This is a genomic window from Sphingomonas sp. Leaf242, from assembly GCF_001422045.1.
Classification (GTDB): Bacteria; Pseudomonadota; Alphaproteobacteria; order Sphingomonadales; family Sphingomonadaceae; genus Sphingomonas.
Map to the genome: position 1 here is coordinate 358,825 of NZ_LMLW01000009.1, position 25,023 is coordinate 383,847.

The 25,023-nt window shown below is 67.1% G+C and carries 19 protein-coding genes; 8 read left to right on the plus strand and 11 right to left on the minus strand.

The features are described 5' to 3' along the window. Positions 1–26: 26 nt before the first annotated feature. Positions 27–2,774, minus strand: a complete 2,748-nt coding sequence (locus ASF09_RS12965; RefSeq protein ID WP_060526787.1) for a [protein-PII] uridylyltransferase — start codon at positions 2,772–2,774, stop codon at positions 27–29. A 91-nt stretch (positions 2,775–2,865) separates the two neighbouring features. Between ASF09_RS12965 and ASF09_RS12970 the strand changes: the two genes are divergently transcribed. After that, on the plus strand, positions 2,866–4,155 hold the full coding sequence (locus ASF09_RS12970; protein WP_060526594.1) for a homoserine dehydrogenase: 1,290 nt from the start codon (positions 2,866–2,868) through the stop codon (positions 4,153–4,155). Positions 4,156–4,405: 250 nt separating this feature from the next. Here the strand turns inward: ASF09_RS12970 and ASF09_RS12975 are convergent, their stop codons facing one another. From ASF09_RS12975 to ASF09_RS12995, 5 genes are all read right to left on the minus strand, one after another. Next, the gene (locus ASF09_RS12975; protein WP_060526595.1) at positions 4,406–4,867 is read right to left on the minus strand and encodes a hypothetical protein; all 462 of its coding nucleotides are present in this window, start codon (positions 4,865–4,867) and stop codon (positions 4,406–4,408) included. A gap of 15 nt (positions 4,868–4,882) precedes the next feature. Continuing rightward, positions 4,883–5,221 carry a hypothetical protein gene (locus tag ASF09_RS12980; RefSeq protein WP_156359357.1) on the minus strand — a complete coding sequence of 113 codons (339 nt, stop codon included), beginning with the start codon at positions 5,219–5,221 and terminating at the stop codon, positions 4,883–4,885. Positions 5,222–5,318: 97 nt separating this feature from the next. Then, complete coding sequence (locus ASF09_RS12985; protein ID WP_060526597.1) at positions 5,319–5,672, minus strand: hypothetical protein; 354 nt, start codon at positions 5,670–5,672, stop codon at positions 5,319–5,321. Positions 5,673–5,726: 54 nt separating this feature from the next. After that, positions 5,727–6,170, minus strand: a complete 444-nt coding sequence (locus tag ASF09_RS12990) for a CoA-binding protein (RefSeq protein ID WP_060526788.1) — start codon at positions 6,168–6,170, stop codon at positions 5,727–5,729. 98 nt (positions 6,171–6,268) lie between these two features. Further along, a complete protein-coding gene (locus ASF09_RS12995) occupies positions 6,269–7,219 on the minus strand; it encodes an Mrp/NBP35 family ATP-binding protein (protein ID WP_060526789.1) in 951 nt (316 codons plus the stop codon). A gap of 70 nt (positions 7,220–7,289) precedes the next feature. Between ASF09_RS12995 and hflK the strand changes: the two genes are divergently transcribed. The 5 genes from hflK (at position 7,290) to ASF09_RS13020 (ending at position 14,116) form a co-directional block, all read left to right on the plus strand. Further along, positions 7,290–8,423, plus strand: a complete 1,134-nt coding sequence (hflK, locus tag ASF09_RS13000) for a protease modulator HflK (RefSeq protein WP_060526598.1) — start codon at positions 7,290–7,292, stop codon at positions 8,421–8,423. Then, a complete protein-coding gene (gene hflC, locus ASF09_RS13005) occupies positions 8,420–9,286 on the plus strand; it encodes a protease modulator HflC (protein ID WP_235518904.1) in 867 nt (288 codons plus the stop codon). Before hflK ends, hflC begins: the two co-directional genes overlap by 4 nt. A 102-nt stretch (positions 9,287–9,388) precedes the next feature. Further along, on the plus strand, positions 9,389–10,945 hold the full coding sequence (locus ASF09_RS13010; protein ID WP_060526599.1) for a Do family serine endopeptidase: 1,557 nt from the start codon (positions 9,389–9,391) through the stop codon (positions 10,943–10,945). Between the two features lie 111 nt (positions 10,946–11,056). Further along, on the plus strand, positions 11,057–12,700 hold the full coding sequence (locus ASF09_RS13015) for a helicase HerA-like domain-containing protein (protein ID WP_060526600.1): 1,644 nt from the start codon (positions 11,057–11,059) through the stop codon (positions 12,698–12,700). A gap of 171 nt (positions 12,701–12,871) precedes the next feature. Continuing rightward, a complete protein-coding gene (locus ASF09_RS13020; protein ID WP_060526601.1) occupies positions 12,872–14,116 on the plus strand; it encodes a M20 metallopeptidase family protein in 1,245 nt (414 codons plus the stop codon). A 135-nt stretch (positions 14,117–14,251) separates the two neighbouring features. Here the strand turns inward: ASF09_RS13020 and ASF09_RS13025 are convergent, their stop codons facing one another. After that, the gene (locus ASF09_RS13025; RefSeq protein ID WP_165899565.1) at positions 14,252–15,364 is read right to left on the minus strand and encodes a serine hydrolase; all 1,113 of its coding nucleotides are present in this window, start codon (positions 15,362–15,364) and stop codon (positions 14,252–14,254) included. Positions 15,365–15,478: 114 nt separating this feature from the next. Continuing rightward, entirely contained in the window at positions 15,479–17,056 is a 1,578-nt protein-coding gene (gene nadB / locus ASF09_RS13030; RefSeq protein ID WP_060526602.1) for an L-aspartate oxidase, read from the minus strand. A gap of 299 nt (positions 17,057–17,355) precedes the next feature. Here nadB and ASF09_RS13035 point away from each other — a divergent pair, with 299 nt between their 5' ends. Further along, positions 17,356–18,624: an ROK family transcriptional regulator gene (locus ASF09_RS13035; RefSeq protein ID WP_235529820.1), complete on the plus strand. Its 1,269-nt coding sequence runs from the start codon at positions 17,356–17,358 to the stop codon at positions 18,622–18,624. Positions 18,625–18,828: 204 nt separating this feature from the next. Beyond that, positions 18,829–19,725 (plus strand): ROK family protein, encoded by an 897-nt coding sequence (locus ASF09_RS13040; protein ID WP_060526603.1) that lies wholly within the window; start codon positions 18,829–18,831, stop codon positions 19,723–19,725. Between the two features lie 13 nt (positions 19,726–19,738). Here ASF09_RS13040 and ASF09_RS13045 read toward each other — a convergent pair whose 3' ends face one another. The 3 genes from ASF09_RS13045 to ASF09_RS13055 form a co-directional block, all read right to left on the minus strand. Next, positions 19,739–21,196: a carboxylesterase/lipase family protein gene (locus ASF09_RS13045; RefSeq protein ID WP_060526604.1), complete on the minus strand. Its 1,458-nt coding sequence runs from the start codon at positions 21,194–21,196 to the stop codon at positions 19,739–19,741. Beyond that, entirely contained in the window at positions 21,196–21,963 is a 768-nt protein-coding gene (locus ASF09_RS13050) for a GDSL-type esterase/lipase family protein (protein WP_060526605.1), read from the minus strand. The genes ASF09_RS13045 and ASF09_RS13050 overlap by 1 nt, the downstream gene beginning before the upstream one ends. Before the next feature lie 109 nt (positions 21,964–22,072). Then, on the minus strand, positions 22,073–25,018 hold the full coding sequence (locus tag ASF09_RS13055) for a glycoside hydrolase family 2 protein (RefSeq protein WP_082444286.1): 2,946 nt from the start codon (positions 25,016–25,018) through the stop codon (positions 22,073–22,075). Positions 25,019–25,023 lie beyond the last annotated feature (5 nt).

Sequence of the window (25,023 nt, forward strand, 5' to 3'; positions counted from 1 at the left end):
CGGGGATGACCAAGCATGCGTAGCGGCTAGGCCGCCAGATCGATTTCTTCGCCCGCCGCGGCCGCCAGCAACCGTCGCTCCAGCGTCCTCAACCGCGCGGGCTGCGTGATCCGGTCGCCCGTCAGGTCGGTGATGTAGAACGTATCGACCGCGCGCTCGCCGTACGTCGCGACATGCGCGGAGTGGATTGTCACCTTCGACTGGAACAGCGCGTTGGCGAGCTGGTTGAGTAGGGCCGGCCGGTCTCGCGCATTGACCTCGACCACCGTGAACCGGTTCGACGCCTTGTTGTCGACCAGCGCATTCGGGACGATGTCGAACGCCTCCGCGCGCGTGCGCGGCAGGGGCTTGGCCACCAGTCGGTCGGCTAGCTTGCCACGGTTGGCGAGCGCGTCCTCGATCGCGGTTTTCAGTCGCGAAAGCTGACCGGACTCGTCGAACGGCCGCCCGAACGGGTCCTGGACGAGGAAATTATCGATCGCCATGCCGTCACGTGTCGTGTGGATGCGCGCATCGATGATGTTGCCGCCCGCGACGTGGATCGCGCCGGCGATACGGTAAAACAGCCCGGGATGATCCGCCGCGTAGATCGTTACCAAGGTCGCGCCCCGCCCCGGATAGACATGCGCGTCGATCGCCAGCTGAGCCTCGCCGGTGGCGGCGAGGAAGCGCGCGTTGTGCGCGAGCACGTCCTCGGGCTCGGCGATCCAATACGCTTCGGGCAGGCGGTGGACGAGCGTCGCGAAACTGTCCGCGTCCCAACCGAGCGCATCACGCAGATGCTCCTGCTTGGCGGCGATCCGCTCGGCCCGCCCCTTTTGCTTGTGACCGAGGCGCAGGACTTCCTCCGCGGCTTCGTACAGATCGCCGAGCAACTGGCGCTTCCAGCCGTTCCACACCCCAGGCCCGACCGCGCGGATATCGACGATCGTTAGCGTCAGCAGCAGGCGGAGGCGTTCCGGGCTCTGCACCACGTCGCAGAAATCGAGGATCGTCTTGAAGTCGCTGAGATCGCGCTTGAACGCGGTCGCCGACATCAGCAAATGCCATCGCACCAGCCACGCGACCGTTTCGGTCTCCGCCGGGGTCAGTCCGAAGCGCGGGCATAGTCGCTGCGCCACCTCCGCACCGAGGATCGAGTGATCGCCGCCACGTCCCTTGGCGATGTCGTGGAGCAGCACCGCAACATACAGCGCACGCCTCGACACGATCTGTTCGAAGATCGCGCTGGCAAGCGGATGATCCTCCTTGAGCACGCCGCTCTCGATCCGCGCGAGCAGGCCGATCGCGCGAATGGTGTGCTCGTCGACCGTGTAGTGATGGTACATGTCGAACTGCATCTGCGCGACGACACGCGCGAAATCGGGCACGAACCGGCCGAACACGCCCGCCTCGTTCATCCACCTGAGCACGAGTTCGGGATCGCGCGGCGAGGTCAGCACGTCGAGGAACAGCGCGTTTGCGGTCGGGCTGGTGCGAACGTCGTCAACCAGTTTAGCGTCACGCGCGGCTGCGCGCATCGCCAGCGGGTGGATCTCGACGCCGTGCTTGTCGGCGAGCTGGAAGATCTCGATCAGCCGTTCGGGATCGGCCTGGAAAAAATCGTCGCTAGGCAGCGCCAACCGTCCGCGATCGAGCACGAAGCCATTGAGCTTCCGCGGCGAACGGCGGATCGTCGGCAATCCGAAGCGCCGGCCGCGTGCCGCGAACTTCTCGTCGAGATGCGCGAGGAAGACGCCGCTAAGCGTGCCGACGGTCTTCGCCTGCAGGAAGTAAAACTGCATGAACCGCTCGACCTTCGACTTGCCGGGCCGATCCGAGAATCGCATCCGGTCGGCGATCTCGCGTTGCAGGTCGAACGTCAGCCGGTCCTCGGCGCGGCCGGTAATGCTGTGCAGGTGGCAGCGTACCGCCTGGAAGAAATTGTCGGCGCGGTGGAACAGGCGATATTCGGCCTTGGTGAACAGCCCGACCCCAACCAGTTCGGCGGCGCGCTGGACGTCGTAGATGTATTTGCCGATCCAGAACAACGCGTGGAGATCGCGCAAGCCGCCCTTGCCCTCTTTGACGTTGGGCTCGACGACATAGCGCGTGTCGCCCATCTTGCGGTGTCGCGCGTCGCGCTCGGCGAGCTTGTCGGCGATGAAGGTGCGCGCGGTGTCCGCTTGGACCTCGGTCTTGAAGCGGTGCGACGCCTGTTCGTAAAGCTCGGTATCGCCGCAGACGTAGCGCGCTTCGAGCAGCGCGGTGCGGACGGTGACGTCGCTCTTGGCCTGACGGACCATCTCGTCGAGCGAGCGGCTGGACTGGCCAAGCTTCAGCCCGAGATCCCACAGCGCGTACAGCATCGATTCGATCACGCGCTCGGCCCAGGGCGTCTGCTTGCCGGGGGTGAGAAAGCCGATGTCGACGTCCGAATGCGGCGCCATTTCCGCACGGCCATAGCCACCGACCGCGATCAGCGTGAGGCGCTCGCCGATCGTTGGATTGGACAGCGGGTACAGCCGCTGCGTGGTGAAATCGAACAGGATGCGGAGTAGAGCGTCGATCAGGTACGCCTGCGCACTCGATGCTTCCAATCCGCGCGAGGGGTGTTCGACGAGACGGCGTTCGACCTCAACCCGACCCTTTTCCAGCGCGGCTTTCAGCAGGGCAGTTGCATCGCGGCGAAGCGCGGTGGGATCGACGCCTTCCAAGGCGGCAATCGTTTCGGCGACGGCGCGGCGATCGATGATCGTGCGACGGTTGGGGAGGTGATCGAAGCGGCCGGACATGACGCCCAGATAGGGGCGCCGCGCGCGTGCGTCATCAGGATTGCGCAAACGCCCGCCGAAACGTAACCGGACGCGCGAGTGGAGGACGAAAATGAGCGAACCATTGCGCGTAGCCCTTGCGGGGCTGGGAACCGTCGGCGGCGGTGTGATCCGATTGCTGGATGCGAACCGCGAGTTGATTGCCAAGCGGGCCGGCCGGCAGATTGAGATCGTCGCGGTTTCCGCGCGAGATCGCGGCAAGGATCGCGGCGTCGACCTGTCGCGGTTCGCGTGGGTCGACGATACGACCGCACTGGCGAAACAGCCGGGTGCGGATGTCGTGGTCGAGCTGATCGGCGGATCGGACGGCCCCGCGTTGACCTTGGCGCGCAGCACGCTGGCGGCCGGGCGTAACTTCGTCACCGCGAACAAGGCGATGATCGCGCATCACGGGCTCGAACTTGCGCAAGCGGCAGAGGGCGCCGGGGTCGCGTTGAAGTTCGAGGCAGCGGTCGCGGGCGGCATTCCGGTCATCAAGGGGCTGCGGGAAGGCGCTGCGGCCAACGAGATCGCTCGCGTGTACGGCATCCTCAACGGCACCTGCAATTTCATCCTGTCGAAGATGGAATCGGAAGGCCGCGACTTCGCCGAGGTGCTGGCCGAGGCCCAGGCCCTCGGGTTCGCCGAATCCGATCCAAGCTTCGACATCGACGGCGTCGACGCGGCGCACAAGCTGTCGATCCTGGCCGCGGTCGCGTTTGGCACGCAGCCCGCGTTCGATGACGTCGCGATCAGTGGCATCCGGCATCTGCTCGGCGCGGATATCGCCGAGGCGGCGGCGCTAGGATATCGCGTGCGACTGCTGGGGCTGGCGGAAGCGGGCGCGGACGGACTGTTCCAGCGCGTCCATCCGCATCTGGTGCCGATCGATCATCCGCTGGCGCACGTCACCGGGTCGCTGAACGCGGTCGTGGCGGAGGGCAATTTCGTCGGCCGGTTGCTGTTCCAAGGTGCAGGCGCCGGCGATGGCCCGACCGCGAGCGCCGTGGTCGCCGACCTGATCGACATCGCCCGCGGCGAGTTCGGGCCTCCGTTCGCGATGCCGGTGGTCTCGCTCACGGCGGCACCCAAGGCGGACAGTGGCGAGCGACGTGGCCGCGCGTATCTCCGTTTCACTGTCGCGGACCGGGTCGGCGTGCTGGCGGAGATCGCAGCGGCGATGCGCGACGCGGGTGTCTCGATCGAGAGCCTGATCCAGCGTGGGGCGATCGCGGATGGCAGCGTGCTGGTGGCGATCGTCACGCACGAAAGCCCGGAACGCTCGATCGCGCAAGCACTGGAGAAACTGCGCGGGTCGCAGAGTCTCGTGGGCCAGCCGATGTGGATGCATATTCTGGATTGAGGGGAGGGGGCCGGTAATGACCGCCACGCCCGCCTAAAGGCTACCACCCCGGCGGAGGCCGGAACCCAATCGGAAAGGTCGCGGTAGCGGCCATGCGCCTCGTTACTGACGCCCCCCAATTGAGCCCCGGCCTTCGCCGGGGTGGAGGACAACTACGCAACCTCCTCCTTGTTCTCCCGCGACGGCGGGAGTCCAGACTGGGTCCCCGCCTTCGCGGGGCAACATTCTGCTTTTGTCGGCGGAGGCGCCTCTACTTCACCGGCTCATCGAGCACGATCGGCACGCGGTTCGACGTGTCAGGCTTTTTCCGAAACTTTCGCGCGACGTCGCGCACCAGCGCCATCGCGTCCTTGCCCTCGCCATTCTCGCAGCAGCTATAGGGATCGATCAGTGCGCCGATGCCGCGGATCAGCACCACCGGCACCGTCAGCAAATCCACGCCCGTACAACCCCCCAGCGGGCACACCGGCCCCGCATTGTCGAGCGCAGCCCGCGGATCGCCGGTCGGCTGGCGCGGTCGATCCTGCGGCGGGCGTTCTTCAGGTAGCGGAAGGCGTTGCTCGGCCATCCCCTTGCCGCCGCAGACGATGATCTCGGTCGGGCTCGAACCGGGGCAGGCGGGCGGGTTCAGGATCGACCAGCGCTGCGGCGGGGGAGCGACGACCGGGATGGCAGGCACGGCGGTTTGCAGCAGGATCGGCAGCAGGATCACAGCGCCTCCAAAGCCTTAGTTGACGGTGCCGACGGGGCCGTCGAGGTCGATCGGCACGCGACCACGCTTGTCCGGTTTCTTCGCCAATGCGCTCTTGATCAGTCCGACTGCCGCCTTTGCGATCGGGGCGATCGGTGGGCCAAAGCCGACCTGGCATCCGCGCTGGCTCGCCGCGCAGGGCGTGCCCTCCAGTTGCAACGCACGGACGGCGCTGAGCTCGGGATTGGACGCGACCGCACGGTCGGGCGGGCCGCGTTCGTCCGGTAGCGGCAGGCGCGGGCTGTTCGCCGCGGGGCCGCCGCAGACGATTATCTCACTGCCATCCTTCGACGCCGCCGCACATGGATCGACCAAAATCGAAAAGCGCTCTGGCAGGGGTGTTTGCGTAGACGCAGCCGTTGGTGCGGCTTGCGCAAGCATCAAGAGCAGGACCGCTATGATCATCGGGCCGTCACGGTGCTGTCGGACGCAAGCCGCCGGCTTTAACGTCCCCGGAGCCCTCGCCGGGACCGAAGCCAACGGTTGCCCGCACGCCAGCGCTACCCCCGCCTACCAGAAATGGCCCCATGTCTTCCATCGGCGTACGCGCATGGACCAACGCCGACCGCTGTTCCGTCACCATATCCCGACGTTCGACGATACGCGTCGCAAGCGGCACACGGAACCGGTCGGCATGTCGCATCCCGCAGACCGTGATATCGGTCTCGTCAGCGCTCTGGATACACGGTTTCTCGGCGGCCATGCGCGCCTTTGCGGTGGCGATCAGCGGGTCCTCGATCAGTAACGACAGCAGCATCGCGAGCATGAGGGCCTCCAGCCAGATCCACAGCCTGGCTGCGATCGGCCGGGGTAGCAAGCGTCATTCGCTGGTGGTTGCGTCAATCTTGGCGACACCAAGCCGGGGAATGTCGATTGCCGGACACCGATCCATCACCACCTTCAGTCCCGCGGCTTCGGCACGGGCGGCAGCGTCTTCGTTAACGACGCCAAGCTGCATCCACACCGCTTTTGCCCCCGCCGCGATGGCCTGGTCGACGACCTCACCGGCAGCCGCCGAGTTGCGGAAGATGTCGACGATGTCGATCGGATCGCCGAGTTGCGACAGGTCGCGAAAGACGAACTCGCCGTGGACGTGCTCGCCGGTGATCTGCGGGTTTACCGGGATCACACGGTAGCCGTGCGCCTGAAGCTTGGCCATCACGCCGTAGGAGGGGCGGTCGGGACGGTCGGAGGCGCCGATCATCGCGATCGTGCGGGCGCTTTCGAGTAGCGTCTTGATGTCGGCATCGGCGGTCAACGGCATCGATGCCTCCTGCAAGAAGAAACCTGGTCCGCTCGTACCGCAACTCAACACGTCGGGTACGACCGGTAATCAGACAACGTGGATCAGGCTCGCGGGTTTCATAGTTTTCCGAGCCATGCGACGATCTGAGCCGCAATCGGCATGAATACCGTATCGTCGGGGTTCGAGGCGGGCGGGGTGCCCGCGTCGGATGCGGTGCGGATTGAGATCGTCAGCGGGACGCGGCCGAGAAACGGGATGCCGAGTTCACGCGCCGCCGCTTCCGCGCCGCCATTGCCGAACGGGTCCGATGCCTCGCCGCAATGCGGGCAGATATAGCCGGCCATGTTCTCGACCAGTCCAATGATCGGGATGCCGGCCTTCTCGAACAGGTCGATCGCGCGACGCGCGTCGATCAGCGCGAGATCCTGCGGGGTCGAGACGATCACCGCCCCCGCCGGCCGGTATTTCTGGACCATCGTCAGCTGGACGTCGCCGGTACCGGGGGGGAGATCGAGCACGAGCGTATCGGTCACGCCCCAGTCGGCCTCGACCAGCTGGCCGAGCGCGCCCGCCGCCATCGGTCCGCGCCACGCGACAGCCTTGCCCGGCTCGACGAGCTGGCCCATCGACAGCAATGGGACGCCATACGGGGTGGGGACGGGGTCGAGCACCTTGTCCTTCGCAGTCGGTCGAGTGCCTTCGACGTTCATCAGGCGCGGCTGCGACGGTCCGTAAATATCGGCGTCGACCAGCCCGACGCGGCGACCCGCGCGTGACATCGCGATGGCGAGATTGGCGGCGAGCGTCGATTTGCCGACGCCGCCCTTGCCGCTGGCGACCGCGATCAGCCGGCGGGTCGAGCGTTCGGCAGTGACGGCGATCCGCACTTCGGTCACGCCGGGCTGCGTCGCGGCCATCCGGACGGTCGCCTCCAGCGCATCGCGCGCCTGCGGGTCGAGCCCGGTCGCATCGATGATGATGCCCGCCCGCGTCCCTTCTAGCCGGACGGTCGCCCGCTTGCCCGCCACTACGGCAACCGCCGCCTTTACGCCTTCGATGTCGATCATCCGCGCCAGATAGGGCCGCGAAGGCCGCTTGGCACTGTTTTTCCGCCAGCGCACACCTATAAAGGTTGGTATGACGATCTTCTCGCGCTGGTTCCGGCGCCCCGATATCCTCGCCACCGAAACACCGAAAGGCCCTTGGGGCGGCTCGGGCGACGACGGTAACAGCGGCCCGCGCAATCCCTGGGCGCAACCTCCAGGTGGCCGCAAGCCTGCCGCCAAGCCGACCGCGCTCGACGAGTTCCTGCGTAAAGCGCGCGGCTCGGGTGGCGGCGGCGGCGGTAATGGCGGTTTTGGCGGCCTGCCGTCGGGCGCCAATGCTCGCGCGCTTTGGGCGATCGGCGTCGCGATCATCGCAGTCGTCTGGATCCTGTTCACTTCGGTCCACCAGATCGGCCCGCAGCAGCGCGGCGTCGTCACCTATTTCGGCAAATACGCCGGCACGCTCGATCCGGGCGTTCGCCTGACGATGCCTGCGCCGATCGCCGACGTGACGGTGGTTGACGTGCAGAAGATCCGCACCGACAATTTCCCGACTGGGGACGGCGAGAATTTGACGCTTACCGGCGACCAGAACATCATCGACCTCGCATACTCGGTGCGCTGGGATATTTCCGATCCGCGCGATTACGTGTTCCAGCTTGCCGAGCCGAACGAGACCGTCCGCGCTGCTGCCGAGAGCGCGATGCGCGCGGTGGTGGCGACGACGACACTAGACCAGGCGATCGGCACCGGTCGTACCGTGATCGAGCAGCGCGTCGCCGACCTGACCCAGCAGATCCTCAACGACTACAAGTCGGGCGTCCGTATCCAGGGCGTCGCGATCAAGCAGGCTGCCGCGCCGGCGCGGATCGTCGAGGACTTCAACGCGGTCACTGCCGCGCAGCAGGAGGCGATCGCCAACCTCAACCAGTCGCGCTCCTATGCGCAACAGGTTGTCGCGCGCGCGCAGGGCGAGGCCGCGTCGTTCGACAAGGTCTACGAGCAGTACAAGCTCGCGCCAGAAGTGACACGCCGTCGTATGTATTATGAGACGATGGAGGCGGTGCTCGCCAAGAGCGACAAGACGATCGTCGAGACACCGGGCGGGGTGGTGCCGTATCTGCCGCTGTCGAACGCCAAGCGCCTGCCGAATCCCGAGGTAGTCACGCCAGCGCCCGCCGCTGCCGCCGCGGCACCCCAAGCTCAGCCTGGAGCTGCCCAGTGAACGCCGTGAGTTTCCGCAACCCGATCGTCGCCGGGATCATCGCGCTATTGCTGGTGATCCTTGCCGCATCGACCTTCGCGATCGTCCCCGAGACCAAGCAGGCGGTGATCCTGCGCTTCGGCCAGCCGATCCGCACCGTCAACGCGTGGCAGCCGAACACGCCGTTCGGCCAGACCGGCGCCGGTCTGATCGCGCGCATTCCGTTCGTCGATCGGATCGTCTGGATCGACAAGCGCGTGCAGGATCTGGAACTCGACAACACGCTGGTGCTGTCGACCGACCAGCTCCGGCTCGAGGTCGACGCGTATGCGCGCTACCGGATCGTCGATCCGCGCAAGATGCGTAATGCGGTCGGTAGCGAGGACCGGATCCCCGATCAGCTTCGTCCGATCCTAGGCTCGGCGCTGCGTAACGAGCTCGGCAAGCGGCGCTTCGTCGAACTGCTGAGCCCCGAGCGGTCGGAACTCATGGACAACATCCAGAAGGGTCTTCAGCGCGTCGCCAGCCAGTACGGCGTCGAGATCGTCGACGTCCGCATCAAGCAGGCGAACCTCCCCGTCGGTCTGCCGCTCGAAAGCGCGCTCAAGCGCATGTCGAGTGCGCGCCAGCAGGAGGCGATCACGATCCGTGCCGAAGGTCAGAAGCAGGCGCAGATCGTGCGTGCGCAGGCCGACGCGGATTCGGCGAAGATCTATGCCGAGAGCTTCGGCAAGGACGCCGATTTCTACGACTTCTACCGCGCGATGCAATCGTATCGCCACACGTTCGGCGCGGATGGCGGTCCGGCACCCGAAGGATCGACCTCGATCATTCTTTCGCCGAACAACAGCTATTTGCGGGAATTCGAGGGCCGCGGGCGTTGAGCCTGCGGAACCTTTGAACGCCCGTTCATATTCAAGCATCATTCAGGACGGTGTCCCTACGGGATACCTGTTTCGATTGATGAAACGAGAGGACAACATCTAGTGCGTTACGCCTACGCCATTACCAGTGCTCTTCTCCTCGGCGGCGCGACCGCGACGCTCGCGCTCCAGCCAAGCGGCGCGCAGGTCGCGCAGAACGAACCCGGTGCGATCCAGGCGGTCTCGCCGAAACCCGGCGCGCCGATGAGCTTCGCCGACATGGTCGCGCGTCTCCAGCCTGCGGTCGTCAACATCTCGACCAAGCAGACGATCGTCCAGAAGCAGCAGGCCAATCCGTTCGCGGGCACGCCGTTCGGCGACCTGTTCGGCGGCATGGGCGGCGGTGGTCAGGGTGGCGCGCCGGTGAAGCGCGAAGGCGCCTCGCTCGGCTCGGGCTTCCTGATTTCGCCCGATGGCTATGTCGTCACGAACAACCACGTGATTTCGCCGGGTGCACAGGGTGCGACGGTCGATTCGATCACCGTGACGCTCAGCGACAAGAAGGAATATGTCGCCAAGGTCATCGGCAAGGATCAGGAATCCGATCTCGCGCTGCTGAAGATCGATGCAAAGAACCTGCCGTTCGTGAAGTTCGGCGATTCCAACGGCGCGCGCGTCGGCGACTGGGTCGTCGCGATCGGCGAGCCGTTCGGCCTTGGCGGTACCGTCACCGCCGGCATCGTTTCGGCGATCAACCGCGTTACTGGCCAGGGCGGTGCGTATGACCGCTTCATCCAGACCGACGCCTCGATCAACCAGGGCAATTCCGGCGGCCCGATGTTCGATCTCAACGGCAACGTGATCGGCGTGAACTCGCAGATCTTCAGCCAGTCGGGTGGCAATATCGGCATCGGCTTCGCGATCCCCGCGGCCGTCGCCAAGCCGATTATCGCAACCTTCATGAAGGGCGGCACGATCGAGCGCGGCTATATCGGTGTCCAGCTGCAGCCGGGCGGCACGATCAACGAGGATACCGCCGCGGCGTTGGGCATCCCCAAGAACCAGGGTGAGCTGATCAACGACGTGACCGCAGGCGGCCCGGCGGCAAAGGCCGGCGTGCGCGCAGGCGACGTCGTGACCAAGGTCAACGGCCAGCCGGTGACGGTCGACCAGTCGCTGTCCTACCTCGTCTCGAACGTGAAGCCCGGTCAGACCGCGCGTCTCGACATCCTGCGTAACGGCAAGCCGACCACGGCCAACGTCGTCGTGGTGCCGCGTCCAAGCGCCGACAAGCTGGCGGCTGTGGTAGGCGGCGATGCGCAAGGCTTCGGCTCCGACGACGGTGACGACGGCGATGATTCGGCAACGCCCGCCGCACCGGTGGCCGGCGCAGCCCTCGGCATCGGCGTGCAGCCGCTGACCCCGGCGATCGCGCAGGCAGTCGGCGTCGAAGCCAGCACGCAGGGCGTCGTCATCGCCGTGGTTGCGCAGACCAGCGACGCGTATGGCAAGCTCAAGCGCGGTGATGTGATCATCTCGGTCAATGGCACCCCCGTGCGCACGGCGGCCGATGTCCAGAGCGCGGTCAATACGGCCAAGTCCGCCGGCCGCCCGCAGGTCCTGTTGCAGGTCAAGCGCGGCCGTAGCCCTGCAACGTTCCTGCCGGTCAAGATCAAGTAATCCACGACCGACACGATCGACACGAAAGGACCGTCGCTCCCCCGAGCGGCGGTCCTTTTTCTTTGCGGCGCGCGGGGTTAGGGTCGGCGCCGGATACAGAGGACGAGACCCATGACCGACGGCATCTTCATCGGCGCGAGCGTGGACGGGAAGCCGCAGACGCTCGAACTGAAGCGCGCCAACCGGCACGGCCTGATCGCGGGCGCGACCGGCACCGGCAAGACGGTGACGCTCCAGGGGATCATCGAGGGCTTCTCCGAGAACGGCGTGCCGTGCTTCGTCGCCGACGTGAAGGGCGACCTGTCCGGCCTCGCGATGGCGGGCTCGCCGACCGCGAAGACGCACGCGAGCTTTGCCGAACGCGCGAAGGCGATCGGCGACGATGGTTGGGCCTATGCCGATAATCCGGTGCAGTTCTGGGACCTGTTCGGCGAGCAGGGCCATCCGATCCGCACCACGATCAGCGAAATGGGGCCGCTGCTGCTGTCGCGGCTGATGGACCTCAACGAGGTGCAGGAGGGGGTGCTGACGATCGCCTTTCACGTTGCGGACAAGGAGGGACTGCTGCTGATCGACCTCGACGATCTCCAAGCGATGCTGACCGAATGCGCCGGCCGCGCGGACGAGCTGACGGTGACGTACGGCAACGTGTCGAAGCAGTCGATCGGCGCGATCCAGCGCTCGTTGCTCCAGTTGCGCACGCAGGGTGCGGAGAATTTCTTCGGTGAGCCTGCGCTGGAGATGAACGACTTCATCGGCGTCGACGACAAGGGGCGGGGGATCGTCAACATCCTCGCGGCGGACAAGCTGATGGCCTCGCCCAAGCTGTATGCGACGTTCCTGCTGTGGCTGATGAGCGAACTGTTCGAGCATCTCCCCGAGATCGGCGATCCCGACAAGCCGGTGCTGTGTTTCTTCTTCGACGAGGCGCATCTGCTGTTCGACGAGGCGCCCAAGGCGCTGCTGGAGAAGATCGAACAGGTCGTACGCCTGATCCGTTCGAAGGGGGTGGGTGTGTACTTCATCACGCAGAACCCGATCGACGTTCCCGACACGGTGGCAGGGCAGCTGGGCAACCGCGTCCAGCATGCGTTGCGTGCGTTCACACCGCGTGATCAGGCCGCGGTGCGCTCGGCGGCGGAGACGTTCCGGGCGAACCCCGGCGTCGACGTCGCGACGATCATCACCGAGCTGAAGGTCGGCGAGGCGCTGGTGTCGCTGCTCCAGGCGGACGGCGCACCGACCCCGGTCGAACGCACGCTGATCAAGCCGCCCGCCTCGCGCGTCGGCCCGATCACGCCGGCCGAGCGGAAGGTGATGATCGAGACCGATGTGGTCGGTGCGAAATACGACACGCTGGTCGATCGCGAATCGGCGGAGGAGTTGCTGGCGGCGAAGACGCAGGAGGCTAGCGCTGCGGCGACCGAGGCCAAGGCGACGACCGAGGCGGAGAAGGCTGCGGCGGCGCAGGCGAAGCTTGATGCAAAGGCGGCAAAAGAAGCGGAGCGGGCTCGCGTTGCGGACCAGCGCGAGGCTGATCGGCAGCAGCGCGAGGCCGACCGCGAGGCGGCGAACTCGCCCTGGACCAAGATGGCATCGTCGGCGACACGCGCCGCCAGCTCGTCGATCGGACGGCAGGTGGCGAACGAGATCGGCAAGCAGGTCTTCGGAACGAAGTCGCGGCGGTCGTCGTCGAGCGGTGGCTTGGTCGGCACGGTGCTGCGCGGGGTTTTAGGCGGGCTCTTCCGAGGGTAGACTGCCCTCATGATCAGGGGCCGAGCCGCCCCCCAAACAAACACCACCCCGGCGGAGGCCGGGGCCCAATTGGGGAACGGAGGTAACGTCGAACGGCGCTCCGTTACATCGACCTTTCCAATTGGGCCCCGGCCTCCGCCGGGGTGGAAGCCAATTTTCAAGGAGTCAGACATGTCCCTCGATTTCGCATCCACTACCGACTGGGCCCCGACCGACTGGACCACCATCGGCGCGGACAGCCTCGACGAAGCCATCACCCTTCGCCGTGCGATCCACGCGGACCCCGAAGTCGGCCTCCATTGCCCGCGCACCTCGGACAAGGTGAAGGCCGCGCTCGCTGGGCTCCCGCTCGAAATCCGAGAGGGCACCTCAACCACCGGCTTCGTCGCGATCCTGCGTGGCGGGCGCGCCGGCAATGCTGGTGGCAACGGGCGCACGGTACTCCTCCGCGGCGACATGGATGCGCTACCGATGCAGGAGGAAACGGGCCTGCCGTTCGCCTCCAAGATCGACGGCGCGATGCACGCTTGCGGCCATGATTCGCACACTGCGATGCTGGTCGGCGCGGCCAAGGCGCTGTGTGCACGCCGCGAAGACCTGCCTGGTACGGTCGTGTTTATGTTCCAGCCCGGCGAGGAAGGCCATCATGGCGCCCGCCACATGATCGCCGACGGCTTGCTCGACTCGCCGCTGCCCGAGGCTGGCTTCGCGCTCCACATCTCGCCCAACATGCCGATGGGCCACGTCGTCAGCCGCGCGGGCACGCTGATGGCTTCGACCGATACGCTGCGCGCGACGATCACCGGCCGTGGCGGGCACGCCGCGATGCCGCACGACTGCCTCGATCCGCTGCCGATCGCCTGCGAGATCGTTACGGCCCTGCAGACTTATGTCGCGCGTCAGGTCGCAGTTACCGACCCCGCAGTGCTGTCGATCACCAAGCTCAACGCGGGCAGCGCGCACAACGTCATCCCGTCGACGGTCGAGATGCTCGGCACGATGCGCACCCTCTCGGAGCGCACGCGCGAACAGGTCCGTGCCGCCTTCATCCGCATGGTCGAGGGTATCGCCGCCGCACACGGCGCGGTCGGTGCGCCGACGATCGAGGAAGGCTATCCGGTCACCGTCAACGATGAGCGCGCGACCGACCTGATGAAAGCGTGCGCGACAGCGATCGGTGGCGAGGGCGCGTATCAGGTGATGCCGCCGATGATGGGCGCGGAGGACTTTTCGTACGTCCTCCAGAAACTGCCCGGTGCTATGGCGTTCATCGGTGCTGCGCCCGAGGGTAGCGATCCGCGTACCAACCCGCCGCTCCACAACACGAAAATGACGATCGACGAACGCGTGATGGCGCATGGGATCGCGATGCACTGCGCGGTGGCGGAGCGGTTTTTGGCGAACGGGTTCGACTGAGGGCTTGCCCGAAGAGGGAGGTCGCTCTTCTTACGTCATCCTGACGAAAGTCAGGACCCAGAGCCAACTACGGTATCGCCCGTGAGTCTGGATCCTGACTTTCGTCAGGATGACGGGGGTTACGGGACGGGAGTTTCAGTGCAGCGGGCGGGTGGTTCCGGCGTAGTGGGCGACAGCGGCTGCGGCCTGTTGGATCAGCCGCTGGCGTTCGGGCATTGGCCGGATCGTATCCCCGATCATCACCGCGATCGCATAGCGGCGCCCGTCCGGCGCGGTCAGCAGGCCGACGTCGTTGAAGCCGGCGTTGCGCCGGCCGAGGTCCTGGCCGGTGCCGGTCTTGTGCGCGATCTCCCAGCCGCCGGGGAGCGCCGCGCGCAGACGAGCGCGACCGGTGACCGAACGCCCCATCGTATCGAGGAGGATCTTGGTCGAGGTCTCGGACAGGATATCCCCCTTCGCCAGCCGCGCGATCGCGTCGGCAATCGCGATCGGTGCGGCGCCATCGGGTGGATTGCGGACATACGCATTCAGCGCCGCCTCGCGCGCGGCGGGCGACAGCCGATTGCGCGCAGTCAGGAAGCCGCCATTGACCGCGTAGGACGGCTGCCAGATCAGCCCCGCCGTACCACTCTGAAGCAGCCGTTCGCCCGGACCGAAGCGGATTGCACCAAGCTGTTTCCGTGCGATCATCGACCGTACCGCGGACGGCCCGCCGACCCGCGTGAGCAGCCGGTCGTTCGCCGTATTGTCGCTATGCGTCAGCGCGCGGGTGAGAAGGTCGCCAACAGTGGTGCGATAGCCGTCGCCCTTGACGAGCATCGCGATCGGCTGGTGAAATAGAGTCAGGTCCTGGGGGCGGACGACGATCGGTTCGTCGAGGCGCAGCTTGCCCTGATCGCGCAGGTCCATCACGGTCAGCGCCACCCAGAGCTTGCTGACCGATTGCTGCGGCAGGAGCTGGCGCCCGCCGGCTTCGACCGTCCAGCCATCGTCGACCGCGCGGATGGCGATGCCTGCCTTGCCCTGGAAACCGCTGTGCAGCTCGGAGATCGCGTTGACGAGGCTGAGCGGAGCGGGGCGCAGAGCGCGGGGCAGTGGCGGCGGCACCGGGATCGAGACGAACCCCTCGGACTGGTGCATCGGTCCGACCGCAGGAGGGCTTGGCCGCGAGGCCGATCCGCAACCGGCGAGCGCCGCGCCGAACAGCGAGGTTACCAGAAGACGCTTGAACGCACTCGCCGATGTCATGATGGAACGCCCTGCACTGAAGCACCGACCCTTATCCGTTGATCCGCCGCGCGAAACAGGACGCAGGCGTCGCTGCGACGAAGCGCGCCGACGGCACGCCCAGTCGCGCAGGGATCAGGGAACGAGAACCGTATCGACCGCCTCAGGCAGCGTCTCTGGGTAATCGAGCGTGAAATGCAGCCCGCGGCTCTCGTGCCGGTGCAGCGCGGATCGGACGATCAGTTCGGCGGTCTGGAGCAGGTTGCGCAGCTCGATCAGGTCGGGCGTGACGCGGAAATGTTGATAATATTCCGCGACCTCGTCGTTCAGTAGCTTGATCCGGTGCTTGGCGCGTTCGAGCCGCTTGGTGGTGCGGACGATGCCAACGTAATTCCACATGAAGCGGCGGATCTCGGTCCAGGTCTGCTTGATCACGACCTCTTCGTCGGAATCGGTGACGCGGCTTTCGTCCCAGGGGCGGATCGGCGGGGGCGGGGGCAGCGAGTCCCACGCAGCTGCGATGCTGTCCGCCGCTGCCTCGCCGAACACGAAGCATTCGAGCAGCGAATTGGACGCAAGCCGGTTGGCGCCGTGCAGGCCGGATTCGGTGCACTCGCCCGCTGCATACAGGCCGGGGAGGTCGGTCTTGCCGTGCTCGTCGATGACGATGCCGCCGCACGTGTAATGCTGCGCGGGGACGACCGGGATCGGCTGCGTGGTCATGTCGATGCCGACCGTCAGCAGCTTCTCGTGTATGTTGGGGAAGTGATGGCGGATGAACGCAGGCGGCATGTGGCTGATGTCGAGATGGACGTAGTCGAGGCCGTAGCGCTTGATCTCGGCATCGATCGCGCGCGCGACGATATCGCGGGGGGCGAGCTCCATCCGCGCGGGGTCGTAATAGGTCATGAAGCGCTTACCGGTCGATGGATTGATCAACCGCCCGCCTTCGCCGCGCACCGCTTCGGTGATCAGGAAATTCTTGACCTCCAGATTGTAGAGGCAGGTCGGGTGGAACTGCATCATCTCCATATTGGAGACGCGGGCGCCCGCGCGCCATGCCATCGCGATGCCGTCGCCGGTCGCGCCGCGGGGGGCGGTCGAGAACAAATAGGTCCGGCCCGCACCGCCGGTCGCGAGGATCGTCGCCCGCGCGGTGTAGAGGGCCACGCGTTCGGTCTTGCGATCGACCGCGTAGACGCCCCAGACGTTGCCCGAGCCCGAATAGCGCTCCTCGTGACGGCCAGTGGCGAGGTCGATCGCGATTTGATCCGGCACGAGCGTGATGTTCGGATGTGCTTCGGCAGCCTTCTGGAGCGCTTCCTGCACCGCCCAGCCGGTCGCGTCGGCGACGTGGACGATGCGACGGTGCGAGTGTCCGCCTTCGCGCGTCAGGTGCAGCGCGTTGCCCTCGGTCTCGAACGGCACGCCGAGATGCGTCAGGCGCTCGATCGCGGCGGGGGCGCCTTCGACGACCATCTCGACGATCGCGCGGTCGTTGAGCCCGGCGCCGGCGACCATCGTGTCCTCGACATGGTTCTCGAACGTGTCGCCGGGTTCGAGCACCGCGGCGATCCCCCCTTGCGCCCACGCGGTCGAGCCTTCGTTGAGCGCGCCCTTGGCCAGCACGGTGACCTTGAAGCGCTCCGCCAGGTTGAGCGCCGCGGTAAGCCCGGCGGCGCCCGAGCCGACGATCAGGACGTCGCTATTCATGGTGGGAGAGCCTCGACGTAAGTGGTGATAGGCACGCGCTGCGGCACGGCGCGGAAAAACGATCCTGCATTCGCCCGATGTGGCACAAAATACCGGGTGCAGGACAGCAGATAGGACGGGTCGTGCGATAAAACTGTGACGCCTCAACCGATTGAGTCGACCGCAGCGAAACGCCAGTCACGATCGGCGGCGAAACCGACGATAGCCGGCTTTGACCCGCTGCGATTTGGGCGTCAGGCTGCGATCGGTATGGTCCGGGGATCGATTCTCCGCGCAACCGACCGGAACGGGCGAAGCATGTGACGAAGAACAAGGAACGGGGCTCGGGCGCGCCGGGAAAGTCGGTGGGGATCGATCGCAGCGCGCGGCTTGGCGATCGCGGTGGGAGGCTCGGTATCAGTCTTTCGGGGACCAACCTCGAACGCGCGGGCGACTACAACCAGCGGACCGTGCTGCAGGCGATCCGTGTGAGCGGCGAGGCGAGCCGGACCGATCTCGCGACGATCACCGGGCTGACCGCGCCGACGATCGCCAACATCACGCGGCGGCTGCTCGAGGAGGGGCTGATCAGCGACGCGGGGCGGCGGCAGGGCGCGCGCGGGCAGCCGGCGGCGCAGCTTGTGATCAATCCGGCGGGCGGCTTTTCGGTCGGGATCAATATCGACCGCGACCATATCACGATCGTGTCGCTCGACCTCGCGGGGACGGTTCTGACGCGCGCGACGCGGGAAATCGCGTTCGCGATGCCTGACGCGGTCTCGGCTTGGCTGCGCGACGAGATCGCCGCGATCCGATCGTCCGATCTGATCGACGAGGCGCGCCTGCTGGGAGTCGGTGTCGCGATGCCCGACGATCTCGGGCGGGTGCCGTTTCCGCATCGTCCTGCCGCGTATGAAGGCTGGGACGACATAGACGTCGTCGCGCTCGTCGGGGCGATCGTGCCGTGGCCGGTCTATGTTGACAACGATGCCGCAGCGGCAGCGATCGGCGAGGCGCAGTTCGGGTCGGGGATGGTCCTGCCGAGCTTCTTCTACGTCCTGGTCAGCGCGGGGCTGGGCGGCGGACTGGTGATCGACGGGAATTATTTCCGCGGCGCGGGCGCGCGCAGCGGCGAGATCGGTTTCATGCCCGACATGACCCCGCGCGCCCACGGCCGGACGGTGCAGGAAACGGTGTCGCTGTCCGCGCTCTACGATCGGCTGGAGGCGGGGGGCTGCGATGTTGCCGGGGTCGGCGCGCTCACCGGCGTCGATCCGGCGGTGTCGGCGATCGTCGCCGACTGGGTCGAGGATGCGGCGCAATCGCTGATCGCGCCGCTGATCGCGGTGAGTTGCCTGGTCGATCCCGGTGCGGTCCTGATCGGGGGACGGTTGCCCGGGCCTCTGGTAGACGCGCTGGTCGAGCGGCTCAACGCGATGCTGGCAGACTTGGCGCTACCGTCGGCCGCGCGGGTGATGCGCGCGGCGATGTCGGACGACGCGCCCGCGATCGGCGCGGCGATCCTGCCGTTCCTCCACCATATCCTTCCGTCGGACGCCATCTTGATGCAGGCGGGTCGCTCCGGCTGAACGATTAACGCAATTTAACTTTTTAATTCGATGGGGCTTGGCTAGATTGGTCTCACGCGTGCCGCTGTGACTGGGCGACGGCGGGAGCGATTGGCGTCGGCGGTTCTGATCGCAGTACAGCCCCTGTGCCTCTTTACCGAGAGACGCTGCACTCCCCCATCCGGTTTCGACGTCGCCGACGGCGTTCGACGGGAGAGGCGATCGATGGTTCAGATTGGTATTGATTTTGGCGGGACGAAGATCGAGGCCGCGGCGCTCGACGAGGGCGGCCAGTTCCTCAGCCGTCTTCGCGTGCCCAACCCGGGCGATTACGATCGCGCGGTGCGCGATGTCCGCGACCTCGTTCTCGCGGTCGAGGCGGAAGCGGGCGCGTTAGGCACGATCGGGATCGGCACGCCCGGATCGATTTCGCCGCGGACCGGCCTGATGCGCAACGCCAATTCGCTCTATCTCAACGGCCGCACGTTCCGCGAAGACCTGGAGACCGCCATGGAGCGGCCGCTGCGGATGGCGAACGACGCCAATTGCCTCGCGCTGTCGGAGGCGGTCGACGGTGCCGCAGCGGGGGCGCGATCGGCGTTCGCGATCATCGTCGGGACCGGATGCGGCGGCGGACTGGTGATCGACGGGCGGATCGTCGAGGGCGCGAACGGGATTGCCGGCGAATGGGGCCATGTCCCGCTGCCGTGGCCGACGGGCGTCGAGGTGCCGGGGCCGGCGTGTTGGTGCGGCCAGCATGGCTGCCTGGAAAGCTGGGTGTCGGGGACGGGATTCCGTCGCGATCACGAGAGTGTCACGGGGCAGGCGCTCGACGGCGCCGCGATCATGGCTGCCGCGCGCGCCGGCGACGCGGACGCGACCGCGACGCTCGATCGCTACATCGACCGCCTGGGTCGCGCGCTCGCGCTGATCGCGAACCTGGTCGATCCGGATTGCTTCGTGCTCGGGGGCGGCATGTCGAACGTCGTGGAAATCTACGACCGGCTTCCTGCGGTGGTGCGCAGCCACACGTTCTCGGATGGCTGGGACGCCAAGATCGTCCAGGCGGTGTGGGGCGACAGCAGCGGGGTCCGCGGCGCCGCGCGGCTCTGGCCAGCCTGACGCCGGTCGACGATCAGGGCGCGGCGCGCAGTCCGCAGACGTCGCCGCGCAGATTGTTGCCGGGCTGCGGACCGCCGTTGACAAAGCCGAGATACGTCTTGCTCGCCAGATCGTAGCGTTTCCAGGTCGGCAGGCCCGGTGCGTTCGGGGTGCCGGTGCGCGCGAAGGCGAGCCAATAGGCCTGCATCGGCGGCGCGCCCGGTTCGAGTTCGTCGCTGCCCGCCATCACGTAGCGGATCTCGCTGCCGTGCGTCACCGGCTTCGCGTCGGGGGCGGTATAGTCGAACTGGTACTGCCAGACGGGCTGGCCTGCGCGGGTTCGCGCGGCGGCGACGGTTGTCGTCGGGCAGCGGAAGGTGATGTCGTTCGACAGGATCAGGTCGAGATCGCCCATCCGCGGATCGGCGACGGGGATCGTGTCCACGCCATATGCTCGCCGCGCGAGGCCGGCGTTGCGCCCGAATGCGTCCGCGATCGCCTCGCCCGCGCGCGAAACGCCGCCGTGGAGCGTCAGTTCGCGCGCATTGTTGCCGACGATCAGCGGGGCGGGGTTGCCGCCTTTCGCCAGGGTTTCGGCGGGGGGCTCGGTCAACACGCGGCCGTCGACGATCGCCTGGAGCCAGATGAAGCTCTTGTCGGCCAGACCGGGAACGTCGACCGCCTCGGTCGCGGCGATCAGGCGCGCGACGGGGAGCGCGCGGAGCGCGGCGGCGGTCTGCGCGATGCCGGCCTTTGCCGCGATCATGGTGCCGAGGCGTTCGTTCTCGGCGAGGCTGCGCGGGGGCGTGCCGAAGCCGGGCGTGCCGCTTTCCTCGATCGCCTTGGCGAACAGTCCGCGCGATCCGGGGCTGAGGAGGTGCAGGCCGACGTCCATCGCGCCGGCGCTCTCGCCGAACAGCGTGACGTTGGCGGGATCGCCGCCGAACGCCGCGATGTTGGCGCGCACCCAGCGGAGTGCTGCCTGCTGGTCCATCAGCCCGTAATTGCCCGAGGCGCCGCCGCTCTCGCGGGTGAGCGCAGGGTGCGACATAAAGCCGAGCGCGCCGAGCCGGTACTGGATGCTGACGAGCACGACGCCCTTGCGGACCATGCCCGACTGGATCGTGCCCGCGCCGCCGCCCGCGTAGTTCGAGCCGCCGTGGATCCAGACCATCACCGGTAGCGGCTTGGCGGGTTTGGAATCGGGGGTCGCGACTTCGAGATAGAGGCAGTCCTCGCTCGCGAAACTGGCCGCCTTGGTGTTCCAGCCGCGATCGACCTGCGGGCAGGACGGCGCCGATACGGTGGCGTCGCGGGTGGTTTTCCAGGCGCGGACCGGCTGCGGTGGCTTCCAGCGGAGCGGGCCCGTCGGCGGCGCGGCGTAGGGGATGCCGCGGTAGAGCTGGCGACCATCCGCAGTCACCTCGCCGCGCACCGCGCCGCGGTCGGTGGAGACGATTGCGGTCGACAGGGCTAGCGCGGCGAGCAGCATCAGCGGGCGATCACCGCGCGGGTCGGGGCGGGGTGCGACAGCGCCGCCTTGAACGCGCGCTCGGCGACCGGCGCCATCATCGCATACCCGGCCACCGTCGGGTGGACGTGATCCGACGAGAGCCCCTCGCGCATCCCCAGCGTGCCGGGCGCGACCAGCGCGGACCAGTAATCGGCATAGGTCGAGCCGGTCGCCGCCGCATAGGATTTGAGCCACGCGTTCATCGCGACGATCTTGCTGCCGGTATCGAGGCCCGGTCGCCACGGATAGCGGTCGGCGGGCGGGATCGAGGCGAGGATCACGCGGATGCCGTTGGCCTGCGCGAGTTCGGTCATCGCGCGGATATTGGCCTTGCTCTCGTCGGGCGTCATCGGTCCGGTATTGAACGCGATGTCGTTGGTCCCGGCCATGATCTGAACGACGGCGGGCTTGAGCGCGATGACGTCGGCGGGGAAGCGGACCAGCATCTGCGGCGTGGTCTGGCCGCCGATCCCGCGGCCGATCCGGCCGGGCTTGAAGAACGTCGGAACGTGATCGAACCAGCCCTGCGTGATCGAATCGCCGATCAGGACGATGCGAGGTTGCCCGGCAACCGGGGCCGGAAGCGCGGCGTTCGCGTCGCGGTAACGGCCGACCCAGGCCCAGTCGGTGTGGAGCCGGTCCTCGGCGTCCTTCGCCGATTTCTGCTCGGGCGTCGGGTCGGCGGCGAAGACGGGGAACGCCACGGCGACGGCGAGCGCGGCGAGCAACAGGTGGGTCGGTTTCATCAGGTCATCCTATCGGGTCGGCGGTTACCGGAGCGGCATCGGGCGGTCCTGCGCCGCCGCCGCTGCCGGGGCTACAAGCAAGGCGAGGGCGGCGAGGATCTTCATCGGTTCAGCGGACCTTGACGGCTGTCGGCGTTACGTTCCAGCCGCGCAGCGCGACCGTCGTCCGGCCCTTGGTCGCGGAGGCGGGGTAGCGGATCTCGATCCGACGCTTGGCACCGGGCAGCAGCGAGACGTAATTGTCGGTGAAATAGGCGGGCAGGACCTGCGTGCCGTCGCTGTTCATCACTGTGAGCTTGGTCGCCAGCGCGGCGACGCTGCCCGGGTTCGCCAGGTCGAGCGTGGTCGCGATCTCGTCGCCATCGCGGCGGCTGGCCGCGGTAGAGGTCAGGTGGACCTTCGCCATCTGGGTCATGCCGCGATAGGCGGTGTCGTCGGCGCCCTGCCAATAGACATTCTGCGAGACGATTTTCCCCGCGGCGTCGGTCACGTCGAGCGACACCAGTACCATGCCCTGTGCCAGCAACGGCGCGAGATCGAGCGTGAAGGCATCGGCGACCAGCCCGGCGCCTGCGCTGACCGTCGCGCGCTGGTCGGCGAGCACGCGGTTGTCGAGCGACGTCACCTTGGCATGTACGACCGCGCCAGCCAGCGCTGGGCCGTTGTTGACCAGCACGATCTTGTGATCGGGGAGGTTCATCTGGACGTGGACCGGCTCGGACGCCTTCTTCGTGCCATAGAACGCGGCATGCGTGTCATAGTCGGACGAGAAGATCTGCCAGGCCGAGGACGGCCAGGCGGGCTGCGTCATCCACAGCATCCGTGCGGAGTTCGTGGTCCAGAGCCCGGCGTTGAACCCCTCGAAGATCGCACGATAGGAGTCGTACTCCATCATCTGCGCCTTGCGCTCGAAGTCGGGCAGGCTGGTGCCCGCACCATAGCGTGTCGCGAGCGCATCCATGTACGTCTTGACCGCGCCGTTCCCGGTCTGGTGCCAGTCGTGATACGCCCAGGCATCGCCGATCGGCCAGAGATCGGCCTTGGGCAGCGCGCGCGTCCACGCCTCCAGCGTCGGGAAGCTGGGCGTGCCGAGTTCGACCGAAAAGCCCTTCGCGTGTTCGGTGAAATAGGTCGATTCCGGGCGCCAGTTGTACGGCCCGCTGTTCTGTAGGTTCACGCGGTTCGACGAGCCCATGTAGAGGCGCGTGCCGTCGTCGCGGTTGATGATCTCCTGCAGCGCCTCGTTGAGGATCGGCTGCGGCACGCCCTCGTTGCGGCCGAACCAGACGACGATCGAGGGGTGGTTGCGGAACCGCTTCACGACGTCCTCGGCGTTGGCGGCGAACAGCGGCACGTCCTGCGCCTCGATGTTGTAGTCCTGAGTCGATTCCCAGAAGTCGTTGAGGATCATCAACCCGTGTTCGTCGGCGAGATCGTAGAAGGTCTCCTCGGTATTCTGGCCGACCCAGTTGCGGATGATGTTGAGGTTCGCGTCCTGATGCAGCCGGAAGAACGGGAGCAAGCGATCGCGCTCGGTCCGCTTCATGAAGTCGTCCATGCCGATATTGCCGCCGCGCGCGGCGATCCGCACGCCGTTGACCTTGATCAGCAGATACGGCGCGAGCCCGGCGTCGCCCGCGATCGGCGTCACCGCGGGCGAGCTTTCGGCGCCGGGGACCAGCGAGGCGGCCCAGCCATTGTCGGTCTGGCGGATACCCTGGTGCGTGCCGTCGACGATCTGGGTACCGAGCGAACGCGCCTTGGACAGGTCGATGCCGACGCGGCGCAGCGTATCGGTCTTGTCCATCAGCGAGATCTCGTACGTCACCTGCCGCATGCCGAACCGCAGGATCTTGGTGTCGGAGACGGCGTTGTTGGCGGCAGTCGTCAGCGTCAGGTCGTGCAGCGCGGGCGTGCCGTAGCCGTTCGGCCACCAGAGCTTCGGGTTGCGGACCGCGAGCGCGGGAAACTCGGCGGGCGCCATCGTCACGTCGGCGCTGGCATGGGGCGCGAGCGGCACCGACTTGCTGACCGTGACGGCGTCGAACTTCGCGGTGACCGTGGCGGTGGTCGGCTGGTCGGTCAGGTTGCGGACGGGGACGGTGATCTCGACGTTCGCGACGCTGTTGTCGGCGTTCGGCAAGGTCGTCACCACGTGCGCATCGCCCAGCGCGGTATCGCCCGTCGCGATCAGGTCGACGCCCTGCCACAGCCCGGTGTTGCGGTCGCGGATCGACGGGATCCAGTCCCAGCCCTCGCTCGCGACGAAGGTCGGGCCGTCGAGCATCTGCATCCCGCCATTCTCGCCGACGCCCGCGGTCATCGACTCCTCGTGCGCAACGCCGGGATGCGGTGGCGGCGACACCTTGACCGCGATGACGTTGCGGCCCGCGGCGAGCTTGCCGGTGACGTCGAACCGGCCGCGGATGAACGCGCCCTTCATCGTGCCGAGACGCGCGCCGTTCAGCCAGATCTCGGCGGCGTAGTTGACGCCCTTGAAGTTCAGTTCGAGATGCTTGCCGACGGTCTCGGCGGGAATGTCGATCTCGGTGCGATACCAGTAATCCTGCCGCGCGAGGCTTTCGGGGATCGTCAGGTTGTTGAGCCCGAACGCGGGATCGGCATAGACGCCGCGATCGACCAGCGTCGTCAGGACGGTGCCGGGAACAGTCGCGACGTACCAGGATTTGGCGTCGTAGCCCGCGCGCGACAGGGCGGCGCCATCCGCTTGAACCTTGGGGGCCTCGGCGAGACGCCAGCCGGCGACGGTCCACAGGCCGGGGGCGCGCCTGGCGAGTGCCGGACCGCGCGGGATGGGCTTGGCGACCGGCTTGGGCAACGGCGCGCGCGTGCGCGGGATGGTTGCGGAATCCTGGGGGGTGACCTGTCCGGCCATCTGGCGCACCTGAACCGGCCATTCGGACTTCACCGTGCCGCGATCGGCATAGCCCGCGGGCAGCGCCGCATTTCCCGCCGGCGTCTGCGCCGACGCGGTCGATGCGAGCATCAGCGCGAACAGGGAAACGCCAAGCCCGGTGGCAGAACGGTCGGTCATCAGTC

Bases quoted from the DNA above. Each gene is read 5' to 3' on its own strand.
- ASF09_RS12965 (WP_060526787.1), bottom strand. From the start codon at position 2,774: ATGTCCGGCCGCTTCGATCACCTCCCCAACCGTCGCACGATCATCGAT.
- ASF09_RS12970 (WP_060526594.1), top strand. From the start codon at position 2,866: ATGAGCGAACCATTGCGCGTAGCCCTTGCGGGGCTGGGAACCGTCGGC.
- ASF09_RS12985 (WP_060526597.1), bottom strand. From the start codon at position 5,672: ATGCTCGCGATGCTGCTGTCGTTACTGATCGAGGACCCGCTGATCGCC.
- ASF09_RS12990 (WP_060526788.1), bottom strand. From the start codon at position 6,170: ATGCCGTTGACCGCCGATGCCGACATCAAGACGCTACTCGAAAGCGCC.
- ASF09_RS12995 (WP_060526789.1), bottom strand. From the start codon at position 7,219: ATGATCGACATCGAAGGCGTAAAGGCGGCGGTTGCCGTAGTGGCGGGC.
- hflK (WP_060526598.1), top strand. From the start codon at position 7,290: ATGACGATCTTCTCGCGCTGGTTCCGGCGCCCCGATATCCTCGCCACC.
- ASF09_RS13015 (WP_060526600.1), top strand. From the start codon at position 11,057: ATGACCGACGGCATCTTCATCGGCGCGAGCGTGGACGGGAAGCCGCAG.
- ASF09_RS13020 (WP_060526601.1), top strand. From the start codon at position 12,872: ATGTCCCTCGATTTCGCATCCACTACCGACTGGGCCCCGACCGACTGG.
- ASF09_RS13025 (WP_165899565.1), bottom strand. From the start codon at position 15,364: ATGACATCGGCGAGTGCGTTCAAGCGTCTTCTGGTAACCTCGCTGTTC.
- nadB (WP_060526602.1), bottom strand. From the start codon at position 17,056: ATGAATAGCGACGTCCTGATCGTCGGCTCGGGCGCCGCCGGGCTTACC.
- ASF09_RS13040 (WP_060526603.1), top strand. From the start codon at position 18,829: ATGGTTCAGATTGGTATTGATTTTGGCGGGACGAAGATCGAGGCCGCG.
- ASF09_RS13045 (WP_060526604.1), bottom strand. From the start codon at position 21,196: ATGCTGCTCGCCGCGCTAGCCCTGTCGACCGCAATCGTCTCCACCGAC.
- ASF09_RS13050 (WP_060526605.1), bottom strand. From the start codon at position 21,963: ATGAAACCGACCCACCTGTTGCTCGCCGCGCTCGCCGTCGCCGTGGCG.
- ASF09_RS13055 (WP_082444286.1), bottom strand. From the start codon at position 25,018: ATGACCGACCGTTCTGCCACCGGGCTTGGCGTTTCCCTGTTCGCGCTG.